This is a genomic window from Streptomyces achromogenes subsp. achromogenes, assembly GCF_000720835.1.
In the GTDB taxonomy this organism is placed as follows: Bacteria; Actinomycetota; Actinomycetes; order Streptomycetales; family Streptomycetaceae; genus Streptomyces; species Streptomyces achromogenes.
The window spans coordinates 1-13,983 of the sequence record NZ_JODT01000016.1 but is presented as its reverse complement, the minus strand read 5'-3'; the positions used below and the strand labels follow the sequence as shown (position 1 = coordinate 13,983).

Sequence of the window (13,983 nt, the reverse complement as noted above, 5' to 3'; positions counted from 1 at the left end):
AGGCGCGCCGGGGGCACGCGACGGGCGGCCGTGGCCGGCCGTTATCTTCGGGCGGGCGGAGACAGGGGCCCACCGGGTCCGGAACGGCAGGGGGCGAGCGCGTGCGGGAGATGGGTGGGGTGGTCCCGGTGCCGGAGCGGCGGCCGGGCCCCGGGGAGGGAAATCCGCCGGGCGGCGCGGCCGACCTCCATGCGGCCGGCCTCCCTGAGGCGTCGGTTCCTCAGACGCCCGCCCCGCCCCCCTACTGGCCCCTGCTGCTCCTCGGCGCCGCCGTCCTGCCCGGGGCCGTCGTCTTCCTGGTCGGGCGGTGGGGGGACGCCCCGGCCGTGCAGGCCTGGCGGACCGTGTGTCTCGCGGTGACCGTGCAGGCGCTGCCGTTCCTGGTGCTCGGTACCGCCCTGTCCGGGGCCATCAACGCCTTCGTGCCGGAGAGCGTGTTCCGCCGGATCCTGCCGCGCCGGCCCGTGCTCGCCGTCCCGGTCGCCGGTGTCGCGGGGGTCGTGCTGCCCGGGTGCGAGTGTGCCTCCGTGCCGGTCGCCGGCAGTCTCATCAGCCGTGGCGTCACCCCGGCCGCCGCCTTCGCGTTCCTGCTCTCCGCGCCCGCCGTCAACCCGGTCGTGCTCACCGCGACCGCGATCGCGTTCCCCGGGAACCCCGCCATGGTGCTCGCCCGGCTGCTCGCCTCCCTCGCCACCGCCGTCGCCATGGGCTGGCTGTGGCTGCGGTTCGGGCGGGTCGAGTGGCTGCGGCCCGTCGCCCGGCACACCGGGCACCGGGCGGGACACAGCCGGTGGGACGAGTTCCGGCGCGGGTTCCAGCACGACTTCCTGCACGCCGGCGGGTTCCTGGTGGTCGGCGCCATGGCCGCGGCCACCTTCAACGTCACCGTCCCCGGCTCCGTGCTCGACACCTTCTCCGCCTCGCCCTGGCTGTCCGTGCTGTTCCTGGCCGCCCTCGCCGTCCTGCTCGCGGTGTGCTCCGAGGCCGACGCCTTCCTGGCCGCCTCGCTGACCGGGTTCCCGGCCGTGGCCCGGCTGGCGTTCATGGTGGTGGGGCCGATGGTCGACCTGAAGCTCATCGCCCTCCAGGCGGGGACCTTCGGACGGGCCTTCGCGGTACGGTTCTCCGCCGCCACCTTGGTCGTCGCCGTCGCGTGCTCGGCGCTGGTCGGAGGGGTGCTGCGGTGAGACGGACGCTCCAGGCGGTACCGCTCGTGCTGTGCGGGCTCGGGCTGCTGCACGTCTCCCTGGTCACGGACCTGTACCTGCGCTACGTCAAGGAGGGCATGCGGCCCCTGCTCATCGCCACCGGGGCCGTGCTGCTCCTGCTGGGGCTCGCGAGCGCCCTCCTCGACAGAGGCGCGAACGGCAGTGACGGACACGGGCATTCCGGTACGCCCGGGGTCGCCTGGCTGCTCCTCCTGCCCGCCCTCAGCCTGCTCTGCTACGCCCCGCCCGCCCTCGGCGCCTACACCGCCGCCCGGCAGCCGGCGAAGCCCGTCGTCCACCAGGGCGACTTCGGCCCGCTGCCGAGCGCCTCGCCCCTGCCCATGACCCTCTCCGACTTCACCAGCCGGGTGCGGGAGGACCGGGGGCAGGCCATCAAGGGGCGCGTCGTGCGGATGACCGGGTTCGTCACCCCCGGGGACGGCGGCGAGTGGGAACTGACCCGGCTCGTCCTCAACTGCTGCGCCGCGGACGCCCGGTCGGTCAAGGTGCGCGTCCACGGCGGGCCCGTGCCGCCCGCCGACACCTGGGTGACGGTCACCGGGACCTGGCACCCCGGCGGGACGCTCGGCACCGCGTCCGCGCCGGTCGCGCTGGACGCCCGTACGGTCACGAAGGTCCCCAGGCCCACGAACGGCTACCAGGACGCCCTGCCGCCGGGGGAGAGCGTCGCACGGTGAACGCCGTCAGGCGGTCTCCTCGTCGCCGGCCGGCCCGTCAGCCCCTGCGGCGGCGGGCGAACGCTACCGCGCCCGCGCCCAGGACGGCCAGGCCGCCCGCGGTCGCGGCGAGCGGGAGGGTGGCGTCGGAGCCGCCGGTCGCGGCCAGCTCACCGTCCGCCGAGGAGGGGGCCGGCACGGGGACGGGGGCGGCCGACGTCGTCGAGGCCGGGGAGGCGGAAGCGGACGCGGAGGCGGACGCGGTGGTGCTCGGGGACGCCGTGGGGTGCGCGGAGGTCGGCGTGGCCGTCGGGGTGGAGGAGCCCTGGGACGCGCTCGGTGTGGGCTGGGCCGAGCTCGGGGTCGGCTTGGGGGTGGTCGGGCGCGGGGCGTGGAACGCGTCGTATCCGATCGCTTCGGCCGCGCACTTCACCTCCTTGCCGGTGTCCGGGAAGCGGTACACGTCCGCGAAGCTGCCCGTGAAGTTGAACTCGGAGCCGCCGAATCCCGCCGGTACGTCCTTGATGACCCGTATCCGCAGGTCGTAGGTGAGGGTCTGGCCGGACGGCAGCGGGGCGGAGACGACGGTCTTCATGCCGTTCACCGGCTGCCAGGTGCCGTCCTGCGCGCGCATCTCCACTTTCACGAACTTGCTCATGTCCTGGTACTCCGGGTCCTCGGTCTGGATCCAGGGGTAGGCGCGCACCTCGACCTCCGGGAGGTCCCGCCTGCCCAGGTTGGTCAGGGTGCCCTTGGCCGGGGTCCAGTCGCCGCCCGGAGCCAGCTCGTCGGCGGTGATGTCGAGCGACGCCTTCAGGTCACGCTGCGCGTAGTCGCCGTACGCGGTCGACACGTCGGTGCAGGCGGGCAGGGAGTCCAGACCGCCCTCCGCCGCCCCGGCGGCGGGCGTGCCGGCGAGCAGGGCGACGGAGGCGGCGGCCGTGATCACGGCCGGACGGTACTTCATGGAAGCGGTCCTCACGGTGTGATGAGCATCGATGCGTTGCTTTTCGTACACCTTGAAGACAGGGCACTGGGGCCCAGGGTTGTGCGGCGGGGGGCCCGGTTGTGCGGCGGGGGACCGGGATTCACCCGGTGACGCCGTCTATCTGGAGGGTCTGGACCGACTTCGGTGCGAACGGGACCGACACCGACGTGCCGTTCAGGCGGATGTCGGAGTGGGGCGTGTAGCGGTCGCCGCCCGTCGTGACCGTGTTCCAGCGCGGGACCAGGCCGCCCGGGCCGCCGGTGACGGAGGCGAAGCGGGACAGGTCGAAGGTCAGGGTCTGGGCGGAGGCGGAGGTGTTGGCGGCGACGATCACCAGGCGCTTCGCCGGCCGGTCCAGGGCCGCCGCCGCGTAGCTCACGCCGGTGTCCAGGATCGTCATGCCGGGGCGGATGTGCCGGGTGAACTGGGCCAGCACGTAGTACTTCGTCTGCACCGCGCCGGGCTGCCGGGTGGCCGGGTCGTAGGCGATCGCCGCCCAGCCCGCGCTGGGATCCATCACCTGCCAGTACACCCAGGCCGTCGGGTGCAGCCAGCGGAAGTCGTAGAGGAGGTTGCTCGCCGTCGTCAGGCCGGTGGCGTCGCTGTCGCCGGTCTCGGAGTTCCACAGGGCCTTGCGGGCGGTGGTCACCACGTCCGTGTACAGCAGGTCCCGGCGTCCTCCGGACCCCTGGTAGCCGTGCACGTTGACCCGGTCGACGTAGCCCTTGACCGTGTTGGAGAAGGAGTTCCAGGTGGTGCGGGCCAGGTCGTAGCTCGTCTCGTCGGACGCGGCGATCCGGGTGCCGGTCAGGCCCCGCTTGTCCAACTCCGCGCGCAGGTACGGCAGTACGGCGGCCTGGGTGGCCGCGTCGATGTGGCAGCCCTCCTGGGTGCCGGTCGCGGTCCACCAGGAGGAGGACGGCTCGTTGAAGGGCTCCACGGTCGCGAAGTCCACACCCCAGTGCTGCCGGGCGTACAGAGCGACGGCGGCGAGGTGGGCGGCGTGCTGCCGGTGGTTCCAGGACTGGAGGTTGTTGCCGCCGTCGGCCGCGCCGGACGGGTTGTGGTTGGAACACATCCACCACATCGGGGAGTTGGCGAACAGCTCCGAGATCGCCCCGCGCTGGGTGGCCTTCACGAGCATGGCCCGCTGGGCGGCGTCCGCCGTCCACTTCCAGGCCGCGGACGCCGGGTCCTCGTCGGTCCAGTCCTGCCAGTAGCCCTCGATCTGCTTGAAGGCGGGGATGTTCGGGGAGACGGCCATCGACGTGCCGCCCACGCTGTTCCAACCGCACGCGCCCAGGTTGTAGCGGGCGATGTTCAGGCCGAGGCCGGGCAGCGAGGTGCCGTTGTACGTCGTGTTCCTGGTCGTGAAGAAGAGGTCGGCGAAGTCGTCCCGGGTGCCGAAGACGTTCGCCCACCAGGCCAGGGAGGTGCCCCAGCCCTCCCACGTGCCGTACGACACCGACGGGTTGACGGCGATCGTCGCGTCCGCCCGGGCCGTGCCCGTGGCCAGTGCGCTGCCGAGCAGGCCGCCGCCCGCGGCGGCCAGCAGTGTTCTGCGTCGGATCATGGGTGCGTTCGCTGCCTCTCCATGCGGCTTGCGGCACCGCGTCCTGGAAGCGGTGCCGCCTCGTCCCCCCCGGCATGCCACCACGAAGCATCGGGGCTGCCGGACGGCGTTGTCGAGGGTTGTGACGGCCCTTTCTCAAACCCGTTGAGAAAGCCGGTCCGCCTGATTCCTCCGGCCGGTTGGGGGCGTCGCGTCGCGCCTATCGGGCGGGCGGCTTCCGGCGGAGGTGGGGTGCATGTGGACCGCGGCGGGTGTACGGCTCGTGGGGCACGGGGCTTCCTCCGGGCCTTCCCCCTCGGCGACGTACGCCTACGGAGTCGACCGGATCCCGCCGCGTACGACGGCCCGGCACGTGGGGGTCGTACGGTCCGTGCCGCGCTCGCTGGTCCGGCCCGGGTACGGGTGCGACGAGCCGGGCCACCACCTCACCCCGACCACCCGCACCCTGGCGAAGCTGGTGTCCGCGCGGTCCGGGTGAGCTCTCCGGGCGGTGTCACGCGGCCTCCCGCGGCGCCAGCACGCTCACCGCGCCCGCCGCCGCCAGCCCCGCCGACACCAGCAGGGCGAGGTCCGCGCCCCGGGCCGGGTCGCCGGCCGACGTGGCGAGGGCGATGGTCAGGGCCACGCCCGCGCAGGAGCCGATGTAGCGGAAGGTCTGCTGGGCGCCGGAGCCCATCGCGGCCCGCTCGCGCGGCACCGACTCCACGGAGAGCAGCGGCAGCGCGCCGTTGAGCAGCCCGCTGCCGGCCCCGCCGATGATCAGGCCGGGCAGCAGCCGGGGCCAGGAACCGGCGCCGACGGCACCGAGCATCGTCAGCACGGCGACCGCGTGCAGGGCGAAGCCGAGGGCGAGCTGGGTGCGCGGGGCGAGGCGGCCGGCCAGATGCCTGACCTGGAGGGCGACGGCGAAGCTCAGCCCGGCCCAGAGCAGGAACAGCCAGGCCGTGGCCAGGGGCGACAGGCGCAGGGCCCGCTGGAGCAGCGCCGGCAGATAGCTGAACATGCCGATCACGGCGAGTCCGGTGAACAGGCCGCCCGCGGAGGAGGCCAGGAAGCGGGGCCGGCGCAGCAGCCCGAGGTCGATCATCGGGGTGGCGGCCCGGCGCTCCACCACGGCGAAGGCGGCGACGAGCAGCACGGCCGCCGCGAGCAGCAGGCCGACCGGGGCGCGCAGCCAGCCGTCCCGGCCCAGGGTGAGGGCCGAGACCAGCGCGGCGAGCGCCACGCCGAAGGTGAGCGCGCCGGGCACGTCCGGCCGGCCGCCGCGCGGGGCGCGCGACTCGGCCAGGCCCCGGGTGCCGAGCGCGGCCACCACCAGCGCGGCGGCGCCCAGCAGGCCGTAGGCGAGCCGCCAGTCGGGCAGCGCGCCCGCGAGCAGCGGGCCCACGGCGATGCCGCCGCTGACGGACGCGCCCCACACCCCGGTGGCGTGCAGCCGGCCGCGCGGGCCGGGGAAGGCGTGCGCGATCAGGCCGAGCGCGCTGGCCAGCAGGGCCGCGCTGGCCGCTCCCTGGGCGACGCGGGCCAGGGTGAACTGCCAGGTCGACGTGGTCACCGCGGCGAGGGCGGTGGTGAGGCCGAGGCCCAGGGTGCCGGCCAGGAAGACCCGGCGGCGGCCGTGGTCGTCGGCGAGGCTGCCGGCCACCAGCAGCAGGGCGGCGAGGCCGAGCGGGGTGCCGTTCAGCAGCCAGGCCTGGGCGGACAGCGGGGTGTGCAGATCGCGCGCGGTGTCCGGCAGCGTCACCATCGGGGCCGTGTACGACATGAGGGCCACGGCGGTCGCGGCGCTGGTCAGGGCCAGGGTGGCGCGGGGGCGTGCGGGCGCTTCCCGGGCGGCGGCGGGGGAGGCGCCCGGTGGGGTGCCGGGGGAGCCGGGGGCGTTGGCGGGGGTCGTCGCGGAGTCGGGCCGGGGCATGGTCTGGCGAGTCCTTCCGGGGCCGGCGTCCGGTCCGGTCCGGCCCGGCGGAGCCCGTGCGCGTCGGTTCGGTCACTGAATCGACCTCGGTCGCCGACACCGTAGCACTGTCGGTTCGTTTACTGAACCCATGTGCGGTGCGCGGTTACAGTGGACGGCATGGCACTGGGCAAGGACTACGCGACGCAGGAGTGCTCCATCGCCCGCGCGCTGGAGGTCGTCGGCGAGCGCTGGACGCTGCTCGTGGTCCGCGACGCGATCTACGGCGTCCGGCGCTACAACGACTTCCTCGTCCACCTCGGTATCCCGCGCGCCGTCCTCTCCGACCGGCTGCGCACGCTCACCGAGCAGGGCATCCTCGAAAAGCGCCGGTACCAGGAGGCGCCGCCGCGGGACGAGTACGTCGTCACCGAGCGCGGCACGGCCCTGTGGCCGGCGCTGCGGGCCCTCAGCCAGTGGGGGCGCGAGCACGCCGACGCCGGCCGGCTGCGGTCCTTCCGGCACGCGGACTGCGGCGGGGACGTCGGGCCGTACGGAACGTGCGCCGACTGCGGAACCCCCGTGCCGGTCGCCGACGTCGTCATGGTGCCGGGGCCGGAGCTGGACACCGCCCCCGAGGACCCGGTCAGCAGGGCGCTGCTGCGGCCGAAGCGGCTGCTGGAGCCCCTGGAGACCGAACCGGCGCATCTGGCAGACTGAGGCCGGTACGCGGCAGAGAAGGGGGAGTTGTCATGCGCGGCGGTACGGTCGTCCCGCGTCCCCTCGCCTTCCCGCTGTTCCTGGCGCAGCTGCTGCTGCTCCAGGCCGCCCTCCTCGGCAGCGGCGGCCTCACCACCGCCGTCGCCCTCGCCGCGACCGCGACCGTCGCCGCGACGCTCGCCGCCTGTGCCCTGCTGGCCGCGCGGCGCGTGCCCACCGTGCCCCCGACCCGGGTGCGCACGGCGATCCGCGACCGGGCCCGGCGCACCGCCTTCCTGCCCCAGCGCGACCCCGACGCACCCGGCCGGCGACGGCCCCGGGCCCCCGGACACGCCGGACCGGCGACGACCGCCGCGTAAGGCACGCTTCCGGCTCCCTGATATCCAGCCCGGGTATCCGTACGCTCGTATGCCAGTACGCCCATATGCCAGTACGCCCGTACGCCCGCGTATCCGTACGCCCGTACGTCCGCGTATCCGACGCCCGCGCGTCCACGTATGCGTACGTCCGTGCTCCCGCCGACGCGTGACCCCGCGCGGTTCGTCCTGCCGTATCCCCGCCGAATCCCCTTGATTCCCGGCCGTTTCCGGCACGACGAGACCCCCGGAGGGCTCATCCATGTCCGTCTTCGCCCGTCTGGTCGAGCACCTCGCCGACCTGCTCACCCCGCTCTTCCACGCCTCCGCGGCAGCCGCCGCGATCGTCCTGTTCACCGCGCTGGTACGGCTCCTGGTCCACCCGCTGTCCCGGGCCGCCGCCCGCGGCCGGCGTGCCCGCGTCGCGCTCCAGCCGAAGATCGACGCGCTGCGCGCCCGGCACGCCCGCGACCCCGAGCGGCTCCAGCGGGCGGTGCTCGAACTGCACGCCCAGGAGAAGGTCTCACCGCTCTCCGGCTGCCTGCCCGGCCTGCTCCAGCTGCCCGCCTTCTTCCTCCTCTACCACCTCTTCTCCAGCACCACGATCGGCGGCGAGAGCAACTCCCTGCTGGACCACCGGCTGTTCACGGCGCCGCTCGGCGGACGCTGGACCGACGCGCTCGCCGACGACGGGATGTTCGGCCCGGCCGGACTGGTCTACCTCGGCCTGTTCGCCCTCGTCGCGGCCGTCGCCACCGTCAACTACCGGCGCACCCGGCGGACGATGGCCGCACAGCCGGCCCCGGTCACCGGCGGCGACCAGGTGCCCGGTCTCGCCGCGGTCACCCGGGTGACCCCGTTCCTGTCCTTCTTCACCCTCGTCTCGGTGGCGGTCGTCCCGCTGGCCGCCGCGCTGTACATCGTCACCAGTACGGCGTGGAGCGCGGCGGAACAGTCCCTGCTGTACCGCTGAGCGGTACCGGGCGTCCCGGTTACGGTCCAGTACCTGAACAGGGTCTTGCGGACTGGACGGGCGAATTGGAGGATCAGCCAGTTCCCCCGATGGCTGCACCCGTCGGCGGGGCGCCCGTGATCGAGGGAGAAGGTGACCATGAAGCTGCTGCGAGTCGGTACGGCCGGGGCCGAGCGCCCCGCACTGCTCGACGCCGAGGGGACCCTCCGGGACCTGTCGGGCCTCGTGGACGACATCGACGGCGCGCTCCTCGCCGACGAGGAGGCGCTCGGCCGGATCCGGGCGGCGGCCGGCTCCGGCGCACTGCCCGCGCTGGACGCGACCGGACTGCGGATCGGCCCCCCGCTCGGCCGCATCGGGAAGGTCGTGTGCATCGGGCTGAACTACCACGACCACGCCCGGGAGACGGGTGCCGAGCCGCCCGCCGAGCCGGTCGTCTTCCTCAAGGCGCCGGACACGGTGGTCGGGCCGAACGACACGGTGCTGGTGCCGCGCGGCTCGGTGAAGACGGACTGGGAGGTCGAACTCGCGGTCGTCATCGGCCGTACGGCCCGCTACCTGGACTCGGCCGAGGAGGCGCTCGCGCACGTCGCCGGGTACGCGGTGGCGCACGACGTCTCCGAGCGGGAGTTCCAGATCGAGCGGGGCGGCACCTGGGACAAGGGCAAGAACTGCGAGACGTTCAACCCGCTGGGCCCGTGGCTGGTGACGGCCGACGAGATCGCCGACCCGCAGGATCTGCCGCTGAGGCTGTGGGTGAACGGCGAGCTGAAGCAGGACGGCACGACGGCCGAGCAGATCTTCCCCGTGGGCGAAGTCGTGCGCTACCTCAGCCACTTCATGGCCCTGTACCCCGGTGACGTCATCAACACGGGTACACCGGCCGGGGTGGCGATGGGCGCGCCCGAGCCGAAGCCGTACCTGCGCGCCGGAGACGTGGTGGAGCTGGAGATCGCGGGGCTGGGGCGGCAGCGGCAGGAGCTGAAGGACGCGTAGCCGCTCCGCGGGGGGCGCCGGGAACGCCGGGCGCCGGGAGCCGCCGGGTGCGCCGGGAGCCGCCGGGGAGCGCCGGGAACGCCGGGGAGCGCCGGGAACGCCGGGGGCGTGGGGGAGCGCCGGAAACCGCGGCGGCGTCCTCGCCCGCGCGCGGGTTCCGGGGCGTACCGGCGGGCGGTCATCGAGCCGGCGCCGTCATCCCCGCCCGCGCGGGTTCCGGCTACGGCGGCCCACTCCGGGCCGCCCTGGCGGGAACGTGCCCGCCCACGCGGGGCGTCTCGGAGCCGGGGCCTGACCCGGCACCACGGTCGAACATGCTCGCCCGCGCAGGCGTCTTGGAGCCGGGGCCTGACCCGGCCCGACTCGGACACCACGGTCGGACGTCCTCGCCCGCGCGGGGTGTCCGGGCCGGTCGCGCGGTCCCCGTACCCCCTGTTCCGGACCGGCTAGCCCAGCAGAGCGGCGAGGGCGCGCCATTCCTTCCTCGGGAGGGCCTCGCCGGTGTTCGCCGTGACCACCTGGAGGGCGACGTGGTCCGCGCCCGCCTCGTGGAACGCGGTGACGCGCTCGCGGATCCGGGCCTCGTCGCCCCAGGCGAAGACCGCGTCGATGAGGCGGTCGCTGCCGCCGTCGGCGACGTCCGCCTCCGTGAAGCCCAGCCGGAGGAAGTTGTTGGTGTAGTTGGGCAGTTCCAGATAGCGGGCCAGGTAGGCGCGGGCCGTCTCCCGGGCACGGGCCGGGTCGGACTCCAGGACCACCTTCAGCTCGGGGGCCAGCAGCGGCCCCGCGCCCAGGATCTCCCGGGCCTGCTCGGTGTGTTCGGGCGTGGTCAGGTAGGGGATCGCGCCGGCCGCCCGGTCCCGGGCCAGCTCCAGCATCCGCGGGCCCAGCGCGGCCAGCACCCGCCGCTCGGCGGGCACGCCCGCGCGGTCCAGCTCGTCCAGGTACTCGACCATGGCCGCGTACGGGCGGCGGTAGTCCTTCACCAGCGGGCCGTGGCTCACCCCGAGGCCCAGCGCGAACCGGCCGGGGTGGGCGGTCTCCAGCCCGTCGAAGCCGGCCGCCGTGGTGGCGGCGTCCTGCTGCCAGACGCTCTGGATGCTGGTGCCGACGACGACACCGCGCGTGGCGCCGATGAGCGGGGCCGCGTGGTCCGCGGTGCTGTTGCCGCCCAGCCAGATCGCGCCGTACCCGAGCTCCTCCAGTTCGGCCGCGGCCTCGTCCAGCTCGCCGCGCCGGGCCGGGTCCTCGGAGCGCAGTTCGAAGCTCCAGACGCCGTACCGGCCGACGCTCTCCTTCAGTGCGGTGGTCATCGGATGTGATCCCTCCGGTGGTGGACAGTGCCATGATCGTCAGGCCTACGGTCCTGCCAACCGGAGGGTGACCCGGGTTGATTCCCGCCGTTCCCTCAGCCGGCCGAACGGCCGAGGAACTCCTCCAGCGCCTCCACCACGAACCGGTGGTCCTCGAGCTGGGGCAGGCCGGAGACGGTCACCGCGCCGATGACGCCGGCACCCTCCACCGTGACCGGGAAGGAGCCGCCGTGTGCCGCGTAGGCGTCCGGGTTGAGGCGGGAGGACTCCTCGAAGGTGGTGCCCTTGGCGCGGAAGCGGGCGCCGACCAGGTAGGACGGGGCGCCGTAGCGCTCCACCACCCGGCGCTTGCGGGTGATCCAGGCGTCGTTGTCCGGGGTGGAGCCCGGCAGGGCGGCGTGGAAGAGCTGCTGGCCGGCCCGGTGGATGTCGATGGCGACCGGCGCCCGGCGCTTGCGGGCCCGCTCGACCAGGAGGCAGCCGAGGGCCCAGGCGTCCTCGTGGGTGAACCGGGGGAGGACCAGGCGCCGCTGCTGCTCCTCCAGTTCCGGCACGGTCGGGGTGTTGTCGGGCATCAGAGGGTCACCGTCACCTTCTCGCGGGCGGACCGGCGGGCCGCTTCCAGGACGTCGAGCGCGGCGGCGGCCTCCAGGGCGGTCACAGGGTTGGGCCCGGTGCCGCGCAGGGCGGCGGCGACGGCCGCGTAGTAGGCCGGGTAGTCGCCCGGCAGGGTCGGCACAGGGGTGCCGGCGCCGGTCAGCGGGGACTCCCCGGAGCCGATGCGGCCCCACAGGGACTCGTCCTCGGTGCCCCAGCCGGCGGCGGTGCCGGGCCGGCCGCCCTCGCGCAGGGCCGCCTCCTGCGGGTCCAGGCCGTACTTGACGTAGCCCGCGCGGGAGCCCAGCACCCGGAAGCGGGGGCCGAGCTGGGCGGCCGTCGCGGAGACGTAGAGGTGGGAGCGGACGCCGCTCGCGTGGGTGAGCGCGATGAAGGTGTCGTCGTCGGTCTCGGCGCCGGGGCGGCGGATGTCGGTCTCGGCGTAGACCTCGGTGGCCGGGCCGAACAGGACGAGGGCCTGGTCGACGACATGGCTGCCGAGGTCGTAGAGCAGGCCGCCGATCTCCGCCGGGTCGCCGGACTCGCGCCAGCCGCCCTTGGGCCGGGGGCGCCAGCGCTCGAAGCGGGACTCGAAGCGCCAGGCGTCGCCGAGGGCGCCGTCCGCCAGCAGGGTGCGCAGGGTCAGGAAGTCGTTGTCCCAGCGGCGGTTCTGGAAGACCGACAGCAGCAGACCGCGCTCCTCGGCGAGGGCGGCCAGCGCCCGGGCCTCGGCCGCGGTGCCGGCGACCGGCTTGTCCACGACCACCGGCAGGCCCGCCCGGAGCGCGGTCGTGGCCAGCGGTACGTGCGTCTTGTTCGGGGAGGCCACGACGACGAGGTCAAGCTCGTCCGCCCGGTCGAACAGCTCCTCGGCGGTGGCGGCGAGCCGGACCTCCGGGAACTCGGCGAGGGCCTGCTTGCGCCGCTCCGGGCTGGAGGTGACCACGGTGTCCAGGGCGAGGCCCTCGGTGGCGGCGATCAGCGGGGCGTGGAAGACCGAGCCGGCGAGGCCGTAGCCGATCAGGCCGACGCGGAGGGGGGTAGCAGTCATGCCTCCCACTTTGGCAACGCTGTTGCGAAAGTGCAAGCGACGGGGAGAATGGGGGTGTGAAGACGAGCGAGCCGAGGGCGGGGATGACGGGGGACAGGGGCGTCGCGGGGGCGAACCTCGGGCTGGTGCGCAGCCACAACGCGGCGCTGGTGCTGGGGCTGCTGCGGGACGCCGGCGCCGAGGGCATCAGCCGGCTGGAGCTGGCCGAGCGCACCGGGCTGACCCCGCAGGCCGTCAGCAAGATCACCGCGCGGCTGCGGGCGGAGGGGTTCGCCACGGAGGCCGGGCGGCGGGCGTCGACCGGGGGCAAGCCGCGGACCGTGCTGCGGCTGGTACCGGAGGCGGGGCACGCCGTCGGGGTGCACCTGGACCGCGACGAACTGCGCGCCGTGCTCGTCGAACTGGACGGGGCCGTGGTGGCCGAGCGGCGCGCGGAGCTGGACCTCGGGGCGGGGGCCGAGGCCGTGCTGGGAGCGGTGTGCGCGGCGGTCCGCGACGTCGTGGCGGGTCTGCCCGGTGCGGGCGGTGCGGACCTCGCCGGGGTCGGATCGCTGGTCGGGGCGGGCGTGGCGCTGCCCGGCCCCCTGGACCACGTGCGCGGGGTGCTCCACCGGGTCACCGGGTTCCCCGAGTGGGACGGCTTCCCGCTGCGGGACGCGCTCGCGGAGCGGCTCGGGGTGCCGGTGGTGGTCGACAAGGACACCAACGCGGCGGCGCTCGGACTCGCGGTCGGCGGCGCGCAGGACGTGGCGGGCCGGTCGTTCGCGTATCTGCACCTCGGTACGGGGCTCGGGGCCGGCCTGGTGATCGACGGCGGCGTGCACCGCGGGGCGCGCACCGGGGCGGGCGAGTTCGGCCACCAGGTGATCCAGCTGGACGGACCGCCGTGCGAGTGCGGGAACCGGGGCTGCGTGGAGGCGCTGTGCCTCGCCGCGGCGGCCCGGGGCGAGATCGCGGAGGCGGCACGGGTGCTCGGGGTGGCGGCCGGGAACCTGGTCGGGCTGCTCGACATCGACGGGGTGCTGCTCGGCGGACGCACGGTCGCCGGGTCGCCCGAGACGTACGTACGGGGCGTCGGCACGGTACTGGCCGCCCGCGCCCGCCGCGAGGGAGCGGACGAGGCCGTACCGGTACGGCTCGCTCCACGAGCCGAACGCCTGGTGTCCGAGGGAGCGGCCCAACTGCTGCTGGCGCCATTGTTCGGGCGGGGAGACGCCTGAGCACGCCCCACAGGGGCGCGGGGAACTGCGCGCCCGGCCACGACGGGCCTGCAGTGGACGGATGGCCGCTGTCCCCGTGGCGCTGTCCGTCACGCCGCCCGGCATTCTGCCGACGGGTCCGGCAACTCCCCAGGGGCGCGGGGAACTGCGCGACCGGCCACCACGGACCCGCGGCCGACAGCCGGCCGGTGTCACGTCGTCCGCTGTCCGCTGTCCGCTGTCCGCTGGTAGAGGGGACCTGCCCCGCCCCCCGGCATGGCGGCGCCGTCCACCCCGCCCCGCCCGGCAGGGTCATGTGTTCATGCGACTGCGCACCCCCCTGTCCCGCTGCCTCACCGCGGCCGCCGCCACCGTCGTCCTCCCCGTGTCACCGTCCGCCGCCCCCCCCCCCCCCCCCCCCCCCCCCCCCCCCCCCGC

At 74.9% G+C, this 13,983-nt stretch carries 14 protein-coding genes; 8 read left to right on the top strand and 6 right to left on the bottom strand.

Annotated elements, in window-relative coordinates; genetic code table 11:
- Positions 1–110 precede the first annotated feature (110 nt).
- Positions 111–1,187, top strand: a complete 1,077-nt coding sequence (locus IH25_RS0117180) for a permease (RefSeq protein ID WP_078844281.1) — start codon at positions 111–113, stop codon at positions 1,185–1,187.
- Complete coding sequence (locus IH25_RS0117175) at positions 1,184–1,906, top strand: TIGR03943 family putative permease subunit (RefSeq protein ID WP_030610357.1); 723 nt, start codon at positions 1,184–1,186, stop codon at positions 1,904–1,906. Before IH25_RS0117180 ends, IH25_RS0117175 begins: the two co-directional genes overlap by 4 nt.
- Positions 1,907–1,943: 37 nt before the next feature.
- Here IH25_RS0117175 and IH25_RS41200 read toward each other — a convergent pair whose 3' ends face one another.
- Both IH25_RS41200 and IH25_RS0117165 read right to left on the bottom strand, forming a co-directional pair.
- Positions 1,944–2,852 carry a hypothetical protein gene (locus IH25_RS41200; protein ID WP_051753971.1) on the bottom strand — a complete coding sequence of 303 codons (909 nt, stop codon included), beginning with the start codon at positions 2,850–2,852 and terminating at the stop codon, positions 1,944–1,946.
- A 121-nt stretch (positions 2,853–2,973) separates the two neighbouring features.
- Positions 2,974–4,446 carry a glycoside hydrolase gene (locus tag IH25_RS0117165; protein ID WP_030610351.1) on the bottom strand — a complete coding sequence of 491 codons (1,473 nt, stop codon included), beginning with the start codon at positions 4,444–4,446 and terminating at the stop codon, positions 2,974–2,976.
- Positions 4,447–4,681: 235 nt separating this feature from the next.
- Between IH25_RS0117165 and IH25_RS0117160 the strand changes: the two genes are divergently transcribed.
- Entirely contained in the window at positions 4,682–4,924 is a 243-nt protein-coding gene (locus IH25_RS0117160) for a hypothetical protein (protein WP_030610349.1), read from the top strand.
- A 15-nt stretch (positions 4,925–4,939) separates the two neighbouring features.
- Here IH25_RS0117160 and IH25_RS0117155 read toward each other — a convergent pair whose 3' ends face one another.
- On the bottom strand, positions 4,940–6,361 hold the full coding sequence (locus tag IH25_RS0117155; RefSeq protein WP_030610346.1) for an MFS transporter: 1,422 nt from the start codon (positions 6,359–6,361) through the stop codon (positions 4,940–4,942).
- A gap of 150 nt (positions 6,362–6,511) precedes the next feature.
- Here IH25_RS0117155 and IH25_RS0117150 point away from each other — a divergent pair, with 150 nt between their 5' ends.
- From IH25_RS0117150 to IH25_RS0117135, 4 genes are all read left to right on the top strand, one after another.
- Entirely contained in the window at positions 6,512–7,060 is a 549-nt protein-coding gene (locus IH25_RS0117150; RefSeq protein WP_030610344.1) for a winged helix-turn-helix transcriptional regulator, read from the top strand.
- A gap of 32 nt (positions 7,061–7,092) precedes the next feature.
- Positions 7,093–7,419, top strand: a complete 327-nt coding sequence (locus IH25_RS0117145) for a DUF6412 domain-containing protein (protein ID WP_030610341.1) — start codon at positions 7,093–7,095, stop codon at positions 7,417–7,419.
- A 259-nt stretch (positions 7,420–7,678) separates the two neighbouring features.
- Complete coding sequence (locus IH25_RS0117140; RefSeq protein ID WP_030610324.1) at positions 7,679–8,389, top strand: YidC/Oxa1 family membrane protein insertase; 711 nt, start codon at positions 7,679–7,681, stop codon at positions 8,387–8,389.
- 138 nt (positions 8,390–8,527) lie between these two features.
- On the top strand, positions 8,528–9,385 hold the full coding sequence (locus IH25_RS0117135; protein WP_030610323.1) for a fumarylacetoacetate hydrolase family protein: 858 nt from the start codon (positions 8,528–8,530) through the stop codon (positions 9,383–9,385).
- Positions 9,386–9,831: 446 nt separating this feature from the next.
- Here IH25_RS0117135 and IH25_RS0117130 read toward each other — a convergent pair whose 3' ends face one another.
- The 3 genes from IH25_RS0117130 to IH25_RS0117120 form a co-directional block, all read right to left on the bottom strand.
- Entirely contained in the window at positions 9,832–10,698 is an 867-nt protein-coding gene (locus tag IH25_RS0117130) for an LLM class F420-dependent oxidoreductase (protein WP_030610320.1), read from the bottom strand.
- Positions 10,699–10,793: 95 nt separating this feature from the next.
- Positions 10,794–11,273 (bottom strand): heme-degrading domain-containing protein, encoded by a 480-nt coding sequence (locus IH25_RS0117125; RefSeq protein WP_030610317.1) that lies wholly within the window; start codon positions 11,271–11,273, stop codon positions 10,794–10,796.
- Positions 11,273–12,346 carry a Gfo/Idh/MocA family protein gene (locus tag IH25_RS0117120; RefSeq protein WP_030610313.1) on the bottom strand — a complete coding sequence of 358 codons (1,074 nt, stop codon included), beginning with the start codon at positions 12,344–12,346 and terminating at the stop codon, positions 11,273–11,275. Before IH25_RS0117120 ends, IH25_RS0117125 begins: the two co-directional genes overlap by 1 nt.
- 83 nt (positions 12,347–12,429) lie before the next feature.
- Here IH25_RS0117120 and IH25_RS0117115 point away from each other — a divergent pair, with 83 nt between their 5' ends.
- Positions 12,430–13,566 carry an ROK family transcriptional regulator gene (locus IH25_RS0117115; RefSeq protein WP_030610310.1) on the top strand — a complete coding sequence of 379 codons (1,137 nt, stop codon included), beginning with the start codon at positions 12,430–12,432 and terminating at the stop codon, positions 13,564–13,566.
- Positions 13,567–13,983 lie beyond the last annotated feature (417 nt).